The 17,427-nt window shown below is 61.4% G+C and carries 21 protein-coding genes; 7 read left to right on the top strand and 14 right to left on the bottom strand.

What is annotated here, in order from left to right; genetic code table 11:
• The first annotated feature begins 31 nt into the window (after positions 1 to 31).
• Positions 32 to 1,225 carry a 2-methylaconitate cis-trans isomerase PrpF gene (prpF, locus tag AD662_RS19805; RefSeq protein ID WP_053189570.1) on the top strand — a complete coding sequence of 398 codons (1,194 nt, stop codon included), beginning with the start codon at positions 32 to 34 and terminating at the stop codon, positions 1,223 to 1,225.
• A 246-nt stretch (positions 1,226 to 1,471) separates the two neighbouring features.
• On the opposite strand, the gene AD662_RS19800 is transcribed toward prpF, so the two are convergent.
• From AD662_RS19800 to soxR, 10 genes are all read right to left on the bottom strand, one after another.
• On the bottom strand, positions 1,472 to 2,365 hold the full coding sequence (locus AD662_RS19800) for a metal ABC transporter solute-binding protein, Zn/Mn family (RefSeq protein ID WP_053189568.1): 894 nt from the start codon (positions 2,363 to 2,365) through the stop codon (positions 1,472 to 1,474).
• Positions 2,366 to 3,265, bottom strand: a complete 900-nt coding sequence (locus tag AD662_RS19795; protein WP_014339414.1) for a metal ABC transporter permease — start codon at positions 3,263 to 3,265, stop codon at positions 2,366 to 2,368.
• The gene (locus AD662_RS19790) at positions 3,265 to 4,017 is read right to left on the bottom strand and encodes a metal ABC transporter ATP-binding protein (RefSeq protein WP_053180781.1); all 753 of its coding nucleotides are present in this window, start codon (positions 4,015 to 4,017) and stop codon (positions 3,265 to 3,267) included. Before AD662_RS19790 ends, AD662_RS19795 begins: the two co-directional genes overlap by 1 nt.
• Complete coding sequence (locus AD662_RS19785; RefSeq protein WP_053189566.1) at positions 4,014 to 4,943, bottom strand: metal ABC transporter solute-binding protein, Zn/Mn family; 930 nt, start codon at positions 4,941 to 4,943, stop codon at positions 4,014 to 4,016. The genes AD662_RS19790 and AD662_RS19785 overlap by 4 nt, the downstream gene beginning before the upstream one ends.
• A 35-nt stretch (positions 4,944 to 4,978) precedes the next feature.
• Positions 4,979 to 5,554, bottom strand: a complete 576-nt coding sequence (locus AD662_RS19780) for a DUF6162 family protein (RefSeq protein WP_053180777.1) — start codon at positions 5,552 to 5,554, stop codon at positions 4,979 to 4,981.
• Positions 5,551 to 5,877, bottom strand: coding sequence for a hypothetical protein (locus tag AD662_RS19775; RefSeq protein ID WP_014339410.1), 327 nt, complete (start codon positions 5,875 to 5,877; stop codon positions 5,551 to 5,553). The genes AD662_RS19780 and AD662_RS19775 overlap by 4 nt, the downstream gene beginning before the upstream one ends.
• Positions 5,874 to 6,416 (bottom strand): hypothetical protein, encoded by a 543-nt coding sequence (locus tag AD662_RS19770; protein WP_018600272.1) that lies wholly within the window; start codon positions 6,414 to 6,416, stop codon positions 5,874 to 5,876. The genes AD662_RS19775 and AD662_RS19770 overlap by 4 nt, the downstream gene beginning before the upstream one ends.
• Positions 6,413 to 7,627, bottom strand: coding sequence for a PepSY-associated TM helix domain-containing protein (locus AD662_RS19765; protein ID WP_018600273.1), 1,215 nt, complete (start codon positions 7,625 to 7,627; stop codon positions 6,413 to 6,415). Before AD662_RS19765 ends, AD662_RS19770 begins: the two co-directional genes overlap by 4 nt.
• A gap of 465 nt (positions 7,628 to 8,092) precedes the next feature.
• Positions 8,093 to 8,554 carry a VOC family protein gene (locus AD662_RS19760; RefSeq protein ID WP_018600275.1) on the bottom strand — a complete coding sequence of 154 codons (462 nt, stop codon included), beginning with the start codon at positions 8,552 to 8,554 and terminating at the stop codon, positions 8,093 to 8,095.
• Between the two features lie 106 nt (positions 8,555 to 8,660).
• Entirely contained in the window at positions 8,661 to 9,113 is a 453-nt protein-coding gene (gene soxR, locus AD662_RS19755; protein WP_018600277.1) for a redox-sensitive transcriptional activator SoxR, read from the bottom strand.
• 96 nt (positions 9,114 to 9,209) lie between these two features.
• Here soxR and AD662_RS19750 point away from each other — a divergent pair, with 96 nt between their 5' ends.
• The 5 genes from AD662_RS19750 to AD662_RS19730 all read left to right on the top strand — a co-directional run bounded on the left by AD662_RS19750 (position 9,210) and on the right by AD662_RS19730 (position 13,856).
• The gene (locus tag AD662_RS19750) at positions 9,210 to 9,575 is read left to right on the top strand and encodes an antibiotic biosynthesis monooxygenase (RefSeq protein WP_018600279.1); all 366 of its coding nucleotides are present in this window, start codon (positions 9,210 to 9,212) and stop codon (positions 9,573 to 9,575) included.
• Between the two features lie 116 nt (positions 9,576 to 9,691).
• Positions 9,692 to 9,958: a hypothetical protein gene (locus AD662_RS19745; protein ID WP_053189564.1), complete on the top strand. Its 267-nt coding sequence runs from the start codon at positions 9,692 to 9,694 to the stop codon at positions 9,956 to 9,958.
• 103 nt (positions 9,959 to 10,061) lie between these two features.
• Positions 10,062 to 10,676 carry a LysE family translocator gene (locus AD662_RS19740; RefSeq protein WP_018600282.1) on the top strand — a complete coding sequence of 205 codons (615 nt, stop codon included), beginning with the start codon at positions 10,062 to 10,064 and terminating at the stop codon, positions 10,674 to 10,676.
• Between the two features lie 159 nt (positions 10,677 to 10,835).
• Positions 10,836 to 12,002 carry a cysteine desulfurase family protein gene (locus AD662_RS19735; protein ID WP_053189562.1) on the top strand — a complete coding sequence of 389 codons (1,167 nt, stop codon included), beginning with the start codon at positions 10,836 to 10,838 and terminating at the stop codon, positions 12,000 to 12,002.
• 45 nt (positions 12,003 to 12,047) lie between these two features.
• Positions 12,048 to 13,856 carry an aminopeptidase P family protein gene (locus AD662_RS19730; RefSeq protein ID WP_053189560.1) on the top strand — a complete coding sequence of 603 codons (1,809 nt, stop codon included), beginning with the start codon at positions 12,048 to 12,050 and terminating at the stop codon, positions 13,854 to 13,856.
• Between the two features lie 9 nt (positions 13,857 to 13,865).
• Here AD662_RS19730 and AD662_RS19725 read toward each other — a convergent pair whose 3' ends face one another.
• The gene (locus AD662_RS19725) at positions 13,866 to 14,456 is read right to left on the bottom strand and encodes a 2-hydroxychromene-2-carboxylate isomerase (RefSeq protein WP_053189558.1); all 591 of its coding nucleotides are present in this window, start codon (positions 14,454 to 14,456) and stop codon (positions 13,866 to 13,868) included.
• A gap of 34 nt (positions 14,457 to 14,490) precedes the next feature.
• On the bottom strand, positions 14,491 to 15,219 hold the full coding sequence (locus AD662_RS19720; protein WP_018600289.1) for an SDR family oxidoreductase: 729 nt from the start codon (positions 15,217 to 15,219) through the stop codon (positions 14,491 to 14,493).
• 89 nt (positions 15,220 to 15,308) lie between these two features.
• Between AD662_RS19720 and AD662_RS19715 the strand changes: the two genes are divergently transcribed.
• Complete coding sequence (locus AD662_RS19715; protein WP_018600292.1) at positions 15,309 to 15,878, top strand: TetR/AcrR family transcriptional regulator; 570 nt, start codon at positions 15,309 to 15,311, stop codon at positions 15,876 to 15,878.
• Between the two features lie 6 nt (positions 15,879 to 15,884).
• On the opposite strand, the gene AD662_RS19710 is transcribed toward AD662_RS19715, so the two are convergent.
• Positions 15,885 to 16,166: a hypothetical protein gene (locus AD662_RS19710; RefSeq protein ID WP_014337379.1), complete on the bottom strand. Its 282-nt coding sequence runs from the start codon at positions 16,164 to 16,166 to the stop codon at positions 15,885 to 15,887.
• A 168-nt stretch (positions 16,167 to 16,334) separates the two neighbouring features.
• Positions 16,335 to 17,225, bottom strand: a complete 891-nt coding sequence (gene rhtA / locus AD662_RS19705; RefSeq protein ID WP_053189555.1) for a threonine/homoserine exporter RhtA — start codon at positions 17,223 to 17,225, stop codon at positions 16,335 to 16,337.
• Positions 17,226 to 17,427: the final 202 nt, after the last annotated feature.

Here is a 17,427-nt window from a genome sequence, read left to right as displayed (position 1 = left end):
GGACACCCGGCGTGTCCGCTTGAGGAGCATCATGGCTCACGCACCGCAAATCAGAATTCCCGCTACCTATATGCGTGGCGGCACCAGCAAAGGCGTGTTCTTCAGCCTGCAAGACCTGCCCGAAGCGGCCCGCGTCCCAGGCGCCGCACGGGATGCCCTGCTGCTGCGGGTGATCGGCAGCCCCGACCCGTACGAGAAACAGATCGATGGCATGGGCGGCGCGACGTCCAGCACCAGCAAGACTGTGATCCTGTCCAAGAGCACCCGGGCCGACCACGACGTCGATTACCTGTTCGGCCAAGTGTCCATCGACAAGCCGTTCGTGGACTGGAGTGGCAACTGCGGCAACCTGTCGGCGGCGGTCGGTTCATTCGCTATCAGCAGTGGCTTGGTGGTGCCTGGCCGTATCCCGCAAAACGGCGTGGCCGTGGTGCGGATCTGGCAGGCCAACATCGGCAAGACCATCATCGCCCATGTGCCGATCACCGACGGCGCGGTGCAGGAAACCGGGGACTTCGAACTCGACGGCGTGACCTTTCCGGCGGCCGAAGTGCAATTGGAATTCATGGACCCGGCCGCCGAGGAAGAGGGCGGTGGCGGTTCGATGTTTCCCACCGGCAATCTGGTGGACGACTTGGAAGTGCCCGGTGTGGGCACCTTCAAGGCGACGCTGATCAACGCCGGGATCCCGACGATTTTCATCAATGCCCGGGACGTCGGCTACACCGGCACCGAACTGCAGGGCGCCATCAACGGCGATCCCAAGGCGTTGGCCATGTTTGAAACCATTCGCGCTCACGGCGCTCTGCGCATGGGCTTGATCAAGCACCTGGACGAAGCCGTCCAGCGCCAGCACACACCGAAAGTGGCGTTCGTCGCGCCGCCGGCGGACTACGTTTCATCCAGCGGAAAAGCCGTGACGGCTGGCGACGTTGACCTGTTGGTACGGGCGCTGTCCATGGGCAAGCTGCACCACGCCATGATGGGCACCGCAGCGGTGGCCATCGGCACCGCCGCGGCGATTTCCGGCACCGTGGTCAACCTCGCGGCTGGCGGCATCGAGCGCAACGCGGTGCGTTTCGGCCACCCCTCCGGCACCCTGCGCGTCGGCGCCGAGGCCAGCCAGGTCAACGGCGAATGGACCGTGAAAAAAGCCATCATGAGCCGTAGCGCGCGGGTGTTGATGGAAGGGTTTGTGCGGGTGCCGGGGGATGTCCTGAACTGAGTTGAACCCTGTGGGAGCGAGCTTGCTCGCGATGGCGGAGTATCAGTCGACGTCAATGTTGGATGTGCCGGCCTCTTCGCGAGCAAGCCCGCTCCCACAGGGGATTTTCAGTGGATCCGGAATCTCAATCTGTCACAGATCAAAATGTGGGAGCGAGCCTGCTCGCGAAAGCAGTGTGTCAGTCCACATCAATGTTGAATGTGCTGACCTCATCGCGAGCAGGCTCGCTCCCACAGGGGATTGTTGTCAGCCTTCCGTCAGCGCTGTGACGACCAGTCCCACATTGCTTTCCAACTCCGCCACCGGATCGGTCCCATCGGTGCCCAACACCAGCAACCGGCTACCTCCCTCTGTGATGGCTGCCTTCAGCGCATCCGAAGGCTGGCGATGATGCAGCACCAGCGCCACGTCATTGTCTTTCAACGTCGCGCTCAACTGCTTGAGGGTTTCGGTTGTCCATTCGGCGTCGGGCCGGGTATCGGTGCTGATTGCGTCCAGGTTGAGCCCGCTGATCAGGTAGCCGAAATGCTCGCTCAGGCTGATCACGCTCAGGTTATCGGCGTTGGCGAGGCGTTTTTCGCTGTCGGCGCTGAGTTTGAGCAGGCGCTGCTTGAGGGTCGCCAGGTTGGCGTCGATCTTCGGTTTGTCCGCTGGGGCCAGGCGCACCAGGTCGGCGGCGATCACGTCGGCCATGCGCCCCAGGTTATGGCTGGCCATCCACGGCTGGCTCGCCAGGCCGTCGGCCATGCCCGGTTGCACGGCGATACCGGGCAGGGCACCGTCCACCGGGCGCGCGGCATCGACTTCGACGATGCGGATATTGCTGCGTCGCGCCATGGGGTACAGCGGATCGTCCGGCCATAGCGAGCGCAGCCCGATCACCCCGTCAGCATCGCTGGCCAGTTTGCTCAACGCCGACGCGCCACGGCCGCTGAAGTAGGCGCTCTGCCGGGTGCCGGGCAAGTTGGCGGGCGCGGCCCGCTCCAGGCTGACCTCGGTGCCCTTGAGCAAGGCCTCGCCCAATCCGTAGGTGACCGGCAACGATGCCAGCAGCCGGACCTTTTCGCTGGCAAATGATGAGGTGACGGCCACGCCGCACAACGCCACGGCCAGGGTCAGTTGTCGCAATGAAAAAACCATTTATCCAAGATTCCCTTTGAGGCTGGGGACGACACCGCGGGCGATGGCGCTCAGGGCGAAGGCGATGCCGGCCACCAGGATGATCGCAGCGCCGGACGGGATCGGCAGGTCGAACACAATTGGCGCGAGAATCCCGCACAAGGTGCTGACGGTGGCGATCAGCACTGAACACCAGAAAAAGCCTTTCAATGATTGGCTGAGCAGGCGCGCCGCCGCAGCGGGGATCACCAGCAACGCACCCACCAGAATGGCGCCAATGACTTTTACCGCCGCCACGGTGATCAGCGTCACCAGCACCACGAACAAGTAGTCCAGGGTCTTGACCGCCACCCCGCGCACCGCCGCCAGTTGCGGGTTGAAGCTGGCGAGCATGATGCGGTTGTACAGCGGCAAGGCCAGGGCCATCACCAATGAGCCGACCACCGCCAGCACCAGCAGGTCATTGCCATTGACCGTCAGTACCGAGCCGAACAGTACGTTCTCCAGGATGTGCACGTTGATCTTGCCCGCCAGGATCAACAGCAGGCTGGCGCCCAGGGCCAGGGACACCGACAGGAAGACGCCGATCAGCGTGTCGGGCGCCAGGCCGGTGCGGTTGCGCAGGTAATTGAGCAGGATGCCGAACAACAGGCAGTAGCCAAACAGGCTGCCGTATGGCCCGGTGTAGGGTTCGCCGAGCAGGATGCCGATGGCCACGCCAGTCAGCGCCGCGTGGCCCACCGCCTCGGAGAAAAACGCGAAGCGCTTGACCACCACCAGCGTGCCGAGACCGCCCAGCACCGGGCCGATCAACAACCCGGCCAGCAAGGCATTGACCACGAACCCATAGGCCAGCGCTTCGGGCAGATAACCGGCCGAAGCCCAGCCCTGGACCATCAGACGAAAGGCTTCATAACTCATCAGGCAGCGCTCCCGTTGGTGCGCGGATGGGTGGAAAACAGCGTCAGCAGGCGTTCTGGAGTCAGGGTCTGGCGGGGCGGGCCGTCGAACAGCACTCGGCGGTTCAGGCCGGTGACACGGTCGGCCAGGCGCCCGACGGCTTCCAGATCATGTTCGATCCACAGCACGGTGATCCCGGCCTGGCGCCAGTCCTGCAGCAACTGCTCGAACACCTGGATACCGGCCTCGTCCAGGGCCGACATCGGTTCATCCAGCACCAGCAGTTGCGGCGAGGGAATCAACCCCTGGGCCAACAACACTCGCTGCCGCTCGCCACCGGACAGCGCGCCCATGCGTCGCTTGCGCTTGTCCTGCATGCCGACCCGCTCCAGGGCCTGGCCAATGGCGCCGGCGTAATGCTTGCTCAAGCCGAGAAAGGCGGGGCGCCGCTGACACATCGCCGCCATGAAATCGTCCACCGTCATGGGCAGGCCCCGGTCGAACTCCAGCGCCTGGGGCACGTAGCCGATCACACCGGGCTCGCCTGGCCATTGCAGGCTCAAGCGTCCCTGGTGCGGCATCTGCCCCAGCAACGTCTTGATCAGCGAACTCTTGCCACCACCATTGGGGCCCACCAAGGCATGGATGCTGCCGGGTTCCACCTGGAATGCCACGCTGTCGAGAATGGTGGTGCGGCCCAGGTTCAGGCTGACGTCGGCGAACTCAATCAAGGGGCCGACGCGCTGCAGGGTGAGGGTTTCCTGGACGGTCATGCGCCAGACTCCTGGATGGCCCGGACCACGGTGTCGAGGTTACCGGCCATTTCCTTTTCGTATTTCTCGGGGCTGTAGTCGCCGTAGGAAATGTGTGAGAGCGGGTACAGCTTCACGCCCGATTCACGCTGGATGGTGTCGACGTAGGTGGACGGGAAATCCATCTCCGAGAAGATCACCTTCACGTCCAGCTCGCGCAGTTGGTCGATGGTTTTCTTCAACTGGCTGGGGCTCGGTTCGATGCCGTGGGCCGGCTCGACCACGGCGGTCACTTCCAGGCCGAATTCGCGCAACAGGTAGTCGTAGGCGGCATGCACCGTGGCGACCCGCAACTCGGCATTGGGGGCCTGGGTCAGCTTCGCCAGGGCAGCGGCGCGCATCTGCCGCAGGCGCTTGCCGTAGGCGCGGGCGTTCTGGGTGTAGGCCTTGGCATTGTCCGGGTCGAGCTTGCCCAACTCCCGGGCGATGTTATTGACCTGGGCGATGGAGGCGCTGATGGACAGGAACGTGTGCGGGTTCACCACCTTGCCTGCGCCACGGGCCGCCGTGCCGGTGGCAGCCAGCAGGGGCACGTTTTCATTGGCCTCGATCACCTTCACGTTCGGGGTTTCGCTGGCAGCGATCATGCGATCGGCGAAGTCGTCGTGGCCCACGCCGTTGAGTACGATCACGTCGAGGCCGCCGATACGCTTGATGTCTTCGGCCCGTGGTTCATAGGCGTGGGGGTTGAAACCGGCCGGGATCAGCGGCACGACCTCGGCCTTGTCGCCGACGATGTTGGCCACATAGCTGTAATAAGGGTGCAGGGTGATGCCGATGCGCAGGCGCTTGGCTGTTTCGGCGTACGCCTGCGAGGTGAGCAGGCAGGCCAGCAGGCCGATCAGCAGCAGGCGCAGCAAGGGGCGGCGTTGGGATGCAATAGGCATGGGCAAACGGTCTTCTCTCGAATGAAGGCGTGGGGTCAGTGCCGGTGCTGGCGGGTTACGCCGGCATCGAATTGCGCGACGATCTGTTGCCAGCCGGCGGCGGACAAAGCGGCGTCGTCCAGCGCGGTAGGTGTCGCGAGGCCGTTGCTGCGGTTGAGCCAGATGTCCGGCGCGGCGTCGGACGCTTCGCCGATGCGCATCAGAAACGAACCTGCGACGGAAGAATTGGCACTGGCGCCGAAATAGGCCTGGTCCTGCAGCTGTTGCCAGGCGTGGCCGCCCCGGCTGACAGCGCTGGCGTCCTGGGCGAACGGCGCGAAGCCTTCTTCGGCCAGGGTTTGCGGGCCGGGCAGGGTGGGTTGGTCTTCGCGCAGCAAGCGGATTTCATCCAGGGTCACCCGCAGGTCGGCGTAGATGCCCTGCTCGGCGGCGCTGAGGTCGCGGCGGGCGTCGAGTTGGTTCGAGGCCAGGTGCGTGGTGTCTTCGGCTTTGCCATGCAAGGCCACCACCGATCCGGCCACCAGCACGATGACCAGGCACAGCAGCAACACATACAGGGTTTCATGGCCCGCGCCAGCGGGGCGGATGACTTGAGTCGTGGCGTTGGTCATGGGGCCTCGATGTCGGCTTGGTCGATTTCCACCACGTGGCCGGGGCCGGCGTCGAAGAGCACGTAGAACTCAGCGTCCGGCTTCTTGAAGGTCAGCTTCGAATCGGCACCGAGCTTGCCCGGGACAAGGATGGTCTCGTCATAGCCGATTACGTCCAGGGTCACGCCGGGCGCGCCGCTGCCGTCGGAAAAACCGCCGGTGCATTGGATCTGCTCGGCGTCGATGGCTTTGCATTCGCACATCGGGTTGTGAGCCAGGGCGCTGGTGCTTGCACCGGCGCAGAACAGCAACGCCAGGCCGTTGAATAAGGCGCGGAGGGTCATGGTTTGGGTCCTTGGTTCTTCAGCCAGGCGACGGTGGCCGGGGAGGCCTGGCTCAGGGGAATGGAGGCCTGGTGCATCGAACCGTCCCAACCCTCGAGGGTTATCCACAGTTCGGCATCGGGCTGGGTCTTTGGCGGGACCGGCAACAAGGCGCTCATGCGATAGGGCGAGCCGAAGAAAATGACTCCGGCGGCCCGTAGGCTGCGGGGTTTGCCGATGCGCAGGTAGGTGGCCTTGACCTGGCCGATACAGCGTTCGCACAGGGCCGCGTTGAAATGTTTCATGGGGCCGGCAGGCCCTTGGACGCGTGGGGCTTCGTTGCGAAATTCCGCCAGGCGCAGGCTCCAGGGGCCGACCTGGACTTCGCCGACTTCCCGCTCGCCAAGCCCGGCATCACCGCGCAACAGTGCGGCTTCGGAGAAGTATTTGGGCATGAACCCGAGGGGGATCAGCAGCAACAGCACGTTGAGGTGGAAGCGCCATTTATGCCAGAACAGGCCCAGGCGTGACGGTGATGAGGCCGTATTGGACGGATTCACAGGCTGCCCTCCGACGATTCACGGTGGAGGGACGGCTGCAATGCCGGTGCGATTCGGGCTTCACGGCTGGGTTTCTGGCTACGCTTGAAGGCATTGGCGGTGGCCAGGGCCGTGCGTTTGGTCCAGATCAACAGCCCGCTGAGAACCATCATGCTCAGGACCAAACCGAAGAAAAACCAGATGAGCTTGATCCACAGGCCGCCGAAGTCGCCGGTGTGCAAGGGGCGCATGGATTCGGTGACGAACTCCAGCGTCGTGCGGTCGGACAGCAGTCGCGAGGCGGCCACGTCACCGTTGTAGGGGTTGATGGTGGCGGTCTGGAACATCAGCGGATACCAACCGCGGCCGCCGACCTCCAGATGGCTGTAGGCATTGCCGGGCAGGCTGATGAAACTTGCTTCCAATCCCGGGATGCGTTGCTGGGCGATTTCGATGGCTCGGTCCAGGTTCAACTGCGGGGGCGGCAGGCCGTCGACGGACAACGGCACGTTTTCACGGGCCACCACCGGGATGACCGGTTCGCTGGAAATGGAGATCTGGTTGTCGCCCAGCAAGGCCTGGATCAGGAACCAGGTGCCGGTGACGGAGATGACCGCGATGAACCAGATCGACCAGATCCCGCTGAGCCGGTGGAAATCACCCCAGAAAATCCGCGCGCCATGGCGAATTCGCAGGGTCGGACGGAAGAAGCCTTTCCAGAAACGCTTGTAGACCACCAGCCCGGTCACCAGGGATGCGAGCAACGGCAGGCCCAGGAACGACACCAGGTACCAGCCCCAACTGTAGCCATTGGTGAATGGCACCAGCCACCAGCCATGCAGGGCGCGGGTGAAGGCCTGGAAGTTGAATGTCGGCGCCGAGCCTTGGATGACGCCGCTGTAGGGGTTGACGTAGACCGTGTCGGGGCGTCCGTCGGGGTAGGTCACGCCGACCTCCAGGGCAAAGTGCGACTCGTCCGGGCGGACGATGCTTTGCACCTGGGTTTGCGGCTGGGCGTGCTTGATCGCGGCGATCACCTGGTCATAGCTGAGCAGTTGGGCATCGTCCGAGGGCTTGCTGGCGCGCATTTCCGGGTTGACCAGCCAGACAATCTCCTGGCTGACCACCGCGAGGGTGCCAGTGACGCAAACGATGAGCACGAAAAACCAGATGGGCAATGCCAGCCAGCTATGGACCAGGAACCAGAGTTTGGAGCGGGACTTCTTCGACATGATTGAACGTCTTGATTCGATGAAAGGTTCGGTATTACGGGCTTCGCAATACCGTGAACCGCAAAAAAGCAGACCGTGGCTTTTGCCGACGCGGCCTACTGCATCTAATTAAGACGAACGAGCGATCGCAATCCTGAAGGGGAAGATGAAAGAAAATGTTTCGCGTGGTAGGCGCTGCCGAAGGCTGCGATCTTTTGATCTTTTGATCTTCTGATCTTTTGATCTTTTGATCTTTTGATCTTTTGATCTTTTGATCTTTTGATCTTTTGATCTTTTGATCTTTTGATCTTTTGATCTTTTGATCTTTTGATCTTTTGATCTTTTGATCTTTCGCTTGAGGTTCAAGTGACTGGGGAAAGATCGCAGCCTCGTTGCACTCGACAGCTCCTACACAGCTCCTACACAGCTCCTACACAGCTCCTACACAGCTCCGACGGGGCGTAACCCCGCGGGAGCAAGGGCAAATCAGCCTTGCTGTTGGAACATCTCCCTGGCCCGTTGCTCGATCTGTTCCTGGCTCAGATCTTCCTTGTGCGTCGCCAGGAACCACAGATGCCCATAGGGATCTTTCAAGGTACCGGTGCGATCGCCGTAGAACTGGTCCTTGACCTCTGAAATCACTGTGCCACCGGCAGCAATGGCCCGGGCAAAGGCGCTGTCCACATCCTCGACATATAAATGCAGGCCGACCGATGGCGATGGGTCCGGGTTGCTCAGTGGGCCTTGGTCGCAAGGTGTGCCGAGCATGATCGGAAAACCGTTGATCCGCAGTTCGGCATGCCCGATGCCGCCGTCGGGCATGGCTAGGCGCATGACCTCGGTGGCATTGAAGGCTTTTTTGTAGAAGTCGATGGCTTCGGCAGCTTTCTGAATGCCCAGGTAGGGCGTGATGTTATGGAAACCTTCGGGAATGGCTTTGACGCCCATGACGGTTCTCCTTGTTGTTATGGGAGGCGAAGAGAGTCTTCGTCGGTTTTGCGCCCATCCACTATAGGTCAGCCGCCGTGGGCGGGCTCATGTCCCGACGAACGCTTCACGGCGGCTCCAACAGGTGAGCCCCTGGCCCGTGTTTGCCCAGCACATCGCCCTGATTGCGCAGCGGGCAAGCTTCCATCGACAGGCATCCGCAGCCAATGCAGCCGTTGAGTCGATCGCGCAGCGTCACCAATTGGTTGATGCGCTCGTCCAGGTCCCGGCTCCACTGCGCCGACAAGGTCTGCCAGTCCGCGGCCGTTGGTGCACGGTTGTCCGGCAGGTTTTTCAACGCCTCGCCGATTTCCGCCAAGGGAATGCCCAGGCGCTGGGCAACCTTGATCAGCGCCACGCGGCGCAAGACTGCCCGTGAGTAGCGACGTTGGTTGCCCTGGTTGCGCGTGCTTTTGATCAGCCCCTTGGATTCATAGAAGTGCAGGGCCGTGACTGCCACGCCGCTGCGGGCGGCCACTTGGCCGACGGTGAGTTCCTTGTGGACATCGATCTGTGCCATCGCCTCAATTCACTGCTTGACCTAAAGTTAACTTTAGGTTTTACCCTGCACGCGTTCGGATCGCAAGATCCGCCTTACGTGCAGAGGGGACCTTTCATGCAATCACCAAGGAACAATCGCAGTTTCACCCAGTTGATGGAATTCGATATCGAACCGCAATGGCAGCAGGCGCTGGTAACCGCCTTGTCGGAACAAACCGAGCGCCTGGCTCGGGACCACCAGGGGTTCCTGAGTGCCAGTATCCAGGCCAGCGAGGATGGTCGGCGGGTGCTCAACTATTTGCAGTGGCAAACCCGCGAGGCAGGCGAGGCGGCGCTTCAAAGCTTCGAAAGTGGCGAGCAGGATTTCTGGCGGCTGATCCAGGCTCATCGAGCCAAAGCCGTGACGTTCGGCTCCTTCCAAGTGCTGCGCAACATCGAGCGCAGCCTGGACAACGCGCTGCATTGCCAGTTGGTCGGCTGAATGCAGCGGCTGATCTGCAAAGGCAATAGCCACTATCGAGAGGGTTGATTTCTGCCGCGCGGGGCTGGCGGGTAGCCTTTGTTTATCGCCCCACTCCAGAACACCGGACACTTGCCATGAACCGTACCTTTGCTGTTTTGCTGCTGTTGACCGCCATCCTCCTGGGCGGTTGCGCCAGTTCTTCCCCGGAGCTGCGCCCCTACACCGCCGACGAGACCCGCGAACTGGCCCTTGAAGCCTTGAATCGCCGTGGCCTTTCGTTCGATGAGTACCACGCGAAAAAAGCCGAGCTGCTCGGTTCGTCGCAGAAAAACGTGGGTTTCGACGATCAGGGCCAAATGAGTGCCGAGCGGGTCGTGCAACAGCCAGGCCGGTCAAGCTGAGGGACTGTACCGCTTAAAGTTTTGCCCAACTGTCCGTGGGTTTGCGCCAAGGCGTGGGGTAGGGTCATGGCTTGACTGACCTGCCCTGATGGACTGACCTGACATGACCCTTTCGCTTGACCTGCTGCTGGGCTTCGCCCTGTTTGCCCTGGTGACCTCGATCACGCCAGGCCCTAACAACACCATGTTGTTGGCCTCGGGTGTCAATTTCGGTTTCAACCGCACCATTCCTCACATGCTGGGTGTTACCTGCGGCTTCTTTTCCCTGGTGCTGGCGGTGGGCCTTGGTCTCGGCGCGGTGTTCCAGACTTATCCACTGCTCTATACCGCACTGCGCTACATCGGCGCGGCGTACCTGTTGTACCTGGCGTGGAAAATAGCCCACTCCGGCCCGGTTTCGGAAAGCCAGCCGGGGGACAATACGCCGATCAGCTACTGGGGCGCCGCGGCGTTCCAATGGGTCAATCCCAAGGCCTGGATCATGGCCATCGGTGCCATCAGTACGTACACGCCACTCCAGGGTTATTTCTTCAACGTGTTGGTAATTGCGGGGGTGTTTGCCCTGATCAACCTGCCAAGCGTGAGCCTGTGGGTGGTGTGCGGCAGCCTGTTGCGCAACCTGTTGCGTGATCGTCGCTGGCTGCGCCTGTTCAACTGGGGCATGGCGCTGTTGTTGGTCGCTTCGCTGTATCCGTTGTTGCTCGAAAGCATCAGTTGAGGGCTGAGCTTCGCCGCGATGCCTGCTAAGCTCGCTGTTCAGGAGCGTTCCTACGCACTTTTAAACGAAGTCCGACTTCTTTAAGGTCTTTGATCAGGTATTGCTAGTCTCGAACCCAACGAGGGCGCCTGATCCCGGAGCAGGCTCTGCGAGTTTCCTATGAATAAACGTCCTTTGTATTTCGACTACGCCGCCACCACGCCGGTGGATGAGCGGGTCATCCGGGTCATGGTCGAGTGTCTGGGCTTTGACGGCAACTTTGGCAACCCGGCTTCCAGTTCCCATGCCTTCGGCCAGGAGGCCCGGCGCTCGGTGGAACGTGCCCGCCAGCAGGTGGCGCAACTGGTCGGGGCTCAGCCCGAACAGATCGTCTGGACGTCCGGCGCTACCGAATCCAATAACCTGGCCCTCAAAGGGGTGGCCCAGGCGCGCGGTGGTTCCGCCGGCCATGTCATCACCAGTCTGATCGAACACAAGGCGATTCTCGACACGGCGCGCCAGCTTGAAGAGATCGGCGTTGCGGTGACCTGGCTGGCGCCGGACGCCGAGGGCCTGATCAGTCCGCAAGCGGTTCGCGAGGCGTTGCGTGAAGACACGTTCCTGGTGTCGCTGATGCTGGTGAACAACGAGCTGGGCACCGTCAACGACGTCATCGCCATCGGCGAGATTGTTCGCGAGCACGGCGCGCTGTTTCATGTGGACGCAGCCCAGGGCGCCGGCAAGGTGCAGATCGACCTGTCTCGTTGGCCGGTGGACCTGATGTCTTTTTCCGCGCATAAGATCTACGGCCCCAAGGGCATCGGTGCGCTCTACGTCGGCGACCGTGCCCGGCCACGGTTGTCGGCGCAGATTCACGGCGGTGGGCATGAAGGCGGTTTGCGCTCCGGGACCCTGGCGACCCACCAGATCGCAGCCATGGGCGCCGCATTCGAACTCGCGGCCGAGGCATTCGACGAAGAACTCGCTAAAATCGCCCGGTTGCGCAATCGTTTGCTGGAGCCGCTGCTGGCCTTGCCCGGTGTGCGTATAAACGGCAGTGCGAGCCGTCGGATTCCCCACACGCTGAGCCTGACCTTCAACGAAGGTGACTTCAACCCGGTAGCATTAGGCGTATCGATTGCATTTTCTGCCACGTCGGCCTGCAATTCGGCGCACAACACCCCGTCCCACGTGCTGCTGGCCCTGGGGCACGATGCGCGTGCGGCCGGGCGGACCATTCGCTTGAGCCTGGGCCGTTTTACCACCGAGCAGGATATCGACGAGGCGGTGCGGCTGATCCAGGCGGCGTGCGCGACTGCGCCGGCGTTCTGGGCCACGACCCCATAAGCCGTCTTCGGCATCGAACAACAATATCAATGAGTAGGAGAAACAATGAGCACCGAGCCTTTGCCCCATGGACTGGTTCCCCAGCGCCTGGCCCAAATCCGCCAACTGATGAGCCGAGAGGGCATTCATGCGCTGCTGGTGCCATCGGCCGACCCGCATCTGTCCGAATACATGCCGGGCTATTGGCAGGGACGGCAATGGCTGTCGGGGTTCCATGGCTCGGTGGGTACCTTGATCGTGACCGACAGTTTCGCCGGCGTCTGGACCGATAGCCGTTATTGGGAGCAGGCCACCAAGGAGCTGGAGGGCAGTGGTATCGAGCTGGTCAAGCTCATTCCCGGCCAGCCCGGCCCCTTGGACTGGCTGGCGGAACAAACGCCTGAGGGTGGAGTGGTCGCCGTTGACGGTGCGGTCATGGCCGTGGCGTCGGCTCGCACCCTGGGCGGCAAGCTTGCGGAACGCGGCGCGCGGTTGCGTACCGACATCGATCTGCTCAAGGCAGTCTGGAGCGATCGCCCAAGCTTGCCGGATCAGCCGGTCTATGCCCATTTGCCTCCCCAGGCGACCGTCAGCCGGGTCGAGAAACTCGCCAAGCTGCGCGAAGCCCTCAAGGAGCGCGGTGCCGACTGGCATTTCATCGCCACGCTGGATGACATCGCCTGGTTGTTCAACCTGCGCGGCGCGGATGTGTCGTTCAACCCCGTGTTCGTCTCCTTCGCCTTGATCAGCCAGCAACAGGCAACGCTGTTCGTGGCCCTGGACAAGGTTGACGCAGCGCTGCGTGCCGTTCTTGAACAGGACGGCTTGGCCCTGCGCGATTACAGCGAAGCCGGCGCTGCATTGCGTGAAGTGCCGGCCGGCGCGAGCCTGCAGATCGATCCGGCGCGAGTGACGGTCGGCTTGCTGGATAACCTGGGCAGCGGCGTGAAGTTGGTCGAAGGTCTCAATCCAACGACGCTGGCCAAGTCTCGCAAAAGCCTGGCCGATGCCGAACACATCCGTCAGGCCATGGAGCAGGATGGCGCGGCGCTCTGTGAGTTCTTCGCCTGGCTGGAAGGGGCCTGGGGACGCGAGCGCATCACCGAGTTGACCATCGACGAGCACCTGACCGCCGCCCGCACGCGCCGGCCGGACTTCGTCTCCCTGAGTTTCAACACCATCGCCGCCTTTAACGCCAACGGCGCGATGCCTCATTACCACGCCACGGAAGAAGCCCATGCGGTCATCGAAGGTGATGGCTTGTTGCTGATCGATTCCGGCGGCCAGTACTTGGGGGGCACCACCGACATCACTCGCATGGTACCGGTTGGCACACCCACTGCTGAGCAGAAACGTGATTGCACGCGCGTGCTCAAGGGCGTGATTGCCCTGTCCCGGGCCAAATTCCCGCGGGGCATTCTTTCGCCGTTGCTGGATGCTATCGCCCGTGCACCGATCTGGGCGGAGCAGGTGGATTACGGCCACGGCACCGGCCATGGCGTCGGCTATTTCCTCAATGTCCACGAAGGCCCGCAGGTGATTGCCTATCAAGCCGCTGCCGCGCCGCAGACGGCGATGCAGGCAGGCATGATCACCTCCATCGAACCGGGCACTTATCGTCCCGGTCGCTGGGGGGTGCGCATCGAGAACCTGGTGTTGAATCGTGAAGCCGGAAGCAGCGAGTTCGGCGAGTTCCTTGAGTTTGAAACCCTGACCCTGTGCCCGATCGACACCCGCTGCCTGGAACCTTCGCTGCTGACCCAGGACGAAAAAGATTGCTTCAACGCCTACCACGCCGAGGTTCAGCGTCGCTTGAGCCCGTTGCTGGACGGTGACGCACTGCAATGGCTCAACACGCGAACGATGGCAATTTGAAGTAGAGGATCAGGCGAGGGCTTCACGGACGAAGTCCAACCGATCCTGGCCGAAGAACAACTCGTTGCCGACAAACATGCTCGGGGCGCCGAACACGCCCCGTGCGATGGCTTCTTCAGTGGTGGTCTTGAGTGCTTGCTTGACCTGCTCGTTGTTCGTCAAGGCCAGCACATAGTCGGCATCGAAGCCGCCCTCGTTCAGGACCGCTGCGACAGTCGTCGGGTCATTGAGATTGCGGCCGTCCACCCAAAAGGCACGGAACAGGCAATCGACGAAGGCCTCGAAGCGTTCAGGTTGGCGCAACTGCATGCCAGTCACCGCGCGCATCAGTTGCAGTGTATTGATGGGGAAGTGTGGATTGAACTGGAACGCAACGCCGTAGCGCTTGGCGAAGCGATTCAGATCCTTGAACAGGTAAGGGTTCTTGGCCGGCACTGTCGCCGGTGATGCATTGCCGGTTGCCTTGAAGACGCCGCCCAATAACATCGGACGATAGATCAGCTGGCTGTTGGTCTGCGCGCACAGCGTCGGCAACTGGGTATAGGCCAGGTACGTGGTCGGGCTGCCGAAATCGAAGTAAAACTCCACCGATTTGCTCATGGGATCTGCTCTCTTGTTGTTGTGAGGGGAGGGTTTACCAGCGCTCGCTCCAGGGCCGCAGGTCCAGTTCGAAGGTCCAGGCGTCGCGGGGTTGGCTGTGCAGGTACCAGTAATTGTCGGCGATGTGTTCAGGGTTCAGGATGCCGTCCTGATCCTTGGTGGCATATTTTTCCGGGAAATTATCGCGGATGAAGTCGGTGTCGATGGCGCCGTCCACCACCACATGGGCGACATGAATATTCAGCGGCCCCAGTTCACGGGCCATGCTCTGGGCCAATGCCCGGATGCCATGCTTGGCGCCTGCGAATGCGGCGAACCCCGAAGCGCCGCGCAATCCCGCCGTTGCCCCGGTAAACAGGATCGTCCCGCGCTGGCGCTTGACCATGCGCTTGGCCACTTCCCGCGCATTGAGAAAACCTGAGAAACAGGCCATCTCCCAAATCTTGAAATACTTGCGCGCGGTTTCTTCAAGGATGCTGCAGGGGACGTTGGCGCCGATGTTGAACACAAAGGCTTCAATCGGGCCGATCTGGTTCTCGATTTGCTCGATGAGTGCGATCACGTCGTCTTCTTTGCGCGCGTCACAGGCAAACCCGTGGGCTTCGCCGCCTTGGGCGCGGATTCCAGCCACTAGAGGCTCGAGTTTGTCGGCGCTGCGGCGGGTAACGCAGGCAACAAAACCTTCCTGCGCAAAGCGTTTGGCAATCGCTCCGCCGGTGGCATCGCCCGCGCCAACAACCAGTACGACCTTCTTGTTATTCATGGTTAGCCTCATTGGTAAACGATCGTTAGCTAAACGGACGTTATGCTAAGATCCGGCAAGCGTCAAGGTGAGCAATCAGGGGCAGGACCATGCGATATTCAGCCAATCACAAAATGGAAACCCGCGAGAAACTGCTCGCCAGCAGTGCCGTCTCTGCCAAGAAGTCGGGGTTCTCCACGGTCGGTGTCGATGGCTTGATGAAAGCGATCGGGTTGAGCGGCGGTGCGTTTTATAGCCACTTCTCATCGAAGGATGAGCTTTTCAAGGCCATTGTCGAGCGGGAATTGGCCCAAAGCCTGGATCGTCTGAGTGGCGACGGTGCCATGGACTCAATGAAGCTGGAGCGCTGCCTCAAGCAGTACCTGAGCATGAGCCACGTTGAGCAGCCCGAAGCCGGGTGTGCGTTGCCGGTGCTGGGTGCCGAGATCGCGCGATCGGATGTCCAGGTGAGGGAGGCGGCGCAAACGTGGATCTGTCGTTTGCACGAAAGCTGGGCGCGGATATTGGGAAGCGACAGTCTGGCCTGGGCCATCCTGTCTCAATGCGTGGGGGCGTTGGTTGTTGCGCGGATGCTGGTCACGCCGCAGGTCCAGCGTGACGTCCTCAAGTCCAGTCATGAGGAGATTAGGCGCCGAATGGCCGAGCAAGGGCTCGACTGACGTGGCCTATTTGCAGATGACGATCATGCTGCGGCTGGTATAACCGGCGGGATTGAGCCCGAAGGGATAATCCCCGGGTTCTTCGACGGCGTCGCCGGACTTTGCAATGACCTTGTAACCCTTGGGCGCGCATGAGTTGGCGGCACTGGCGGCGCACTGGTCCCAGGATGAGGACAGGCCGGAGCAATTGATGTGCAGGCCTTTTTTACCGCGCTTGACTTCAGTTTTCGATGTTGCCGCACAGCCCGCTACTGCAAGTACGGCGATCAGTATCAAAATTCGTTTCATTCCCGTCCTTATGATCGTCGTGGATCTTGTGTCCACGTACGATTGTGTTCGCTCTGGCGTGAAGCGTTCATGACGTCCTGTATGAAAAAATCCATGTCTGACATTGGGTTACTGGCCTAAACATGGCCTAAATGCGCGGCAAATACCAGACCTTCGTTAAATCCTGCTTCAATCTGCCGCGACGGCAGGCTTCGCGGTGTTGGCCATGGTCAGCGTTGCGCCAACCGACGCCAGGATGATGCAGGTAATGGCTAACCATTGGGCCAGGGACAAGTACTCCTGCAGAAAGACCAGCCCCGACAGGGCCGCGACTGCCGGTTCGACGCTCATCAGAGTGCCGAAAGTGCGGGCTGGCATTCGGGTCAGGGAGATCATTTCCAGGGTATAGGGCAGAGCCGTAGACAGAATGGCGACGCCGATGGCGATTGGAATCAGGCTCGGTGTGAGCAGTGCGGCGCCTGCGTGCACAATCCCAATCGGTGCGACGAATAGGGCCGCGATCATTACCCCCAGTGCGGCGGTTTGCACACCATTGTCCGCGCCAGCCTTCTGGCCAAACAGGATGTACAACGCCCAGCAAACACCTGCGCCCAGCGCATAGCCGGCTCCAAGCAGGTCAATACCGGCATTGGTCGCTCCGGTCGGTATAAGCAGAAGCAGGCCAGCGACTGCCAGGGCGATCCAGAGAAAGTCGATTGCCCGGCGTGAGGCGTAAATGGCAACTGCCAGAGGCCCGGTGAACTCCAGTGCCACGGCAATACCCAGTGGAACGGTACGAACCGACATATAGAAGAGAAAGTTCATGCCGCCCAACGCCATCCCGTAAACGATCACCGTGCGCAGGGATTGGGCGGTGAGCTTGGCGCGCCAGGGGCGTAGCAACAACAGCATGATGAGGCTGGCAAAAATGAGTCGCAGCGTCGTAGTGCCCTGTGCGCCCACTACCGGGAACATGCTTTTGGCGAGGGAGGCTCCCGATTGGATGGAGGCCATGGCTATTAATAGCAGGGCAACCGGATACAGGGTGGAGGCCAGGCTGCGATGTGGAGGGGGTGTCATTACGAAGTGTCGTCCAGAATAAAGGCGGGGGAGGCTGCGTTGAGCAGTATATTGCGCATGTGCGACGATTCCGTCTATATACCGGGCAGATTTAAGTGTGGTGTCGGGCTCAAGATAGAAAAATCAAATTAAGGGTTGACGGCAGATTCTGGAAGTCTATAATTCGCCCCACTTCCGGCGCAGTCGAAACGGAAAACTCCTT

The sequence above is a fragment of the Pseudomonas kilonensis genome (assembly GCF_001269885.1).
Lineage (GTDB): Bacteria > Pseudomonadota > Gammaproteobacteria > Pseudomonadales > Pseudomonadaceae > Aquipseudomonas > Aquipseudomonas kilonensis.
The sequence above is the reverse complement of the archived record's forward strand: the minus strand, read 5'-3'. Positions and strand labels throughout refer to the sequence as shown.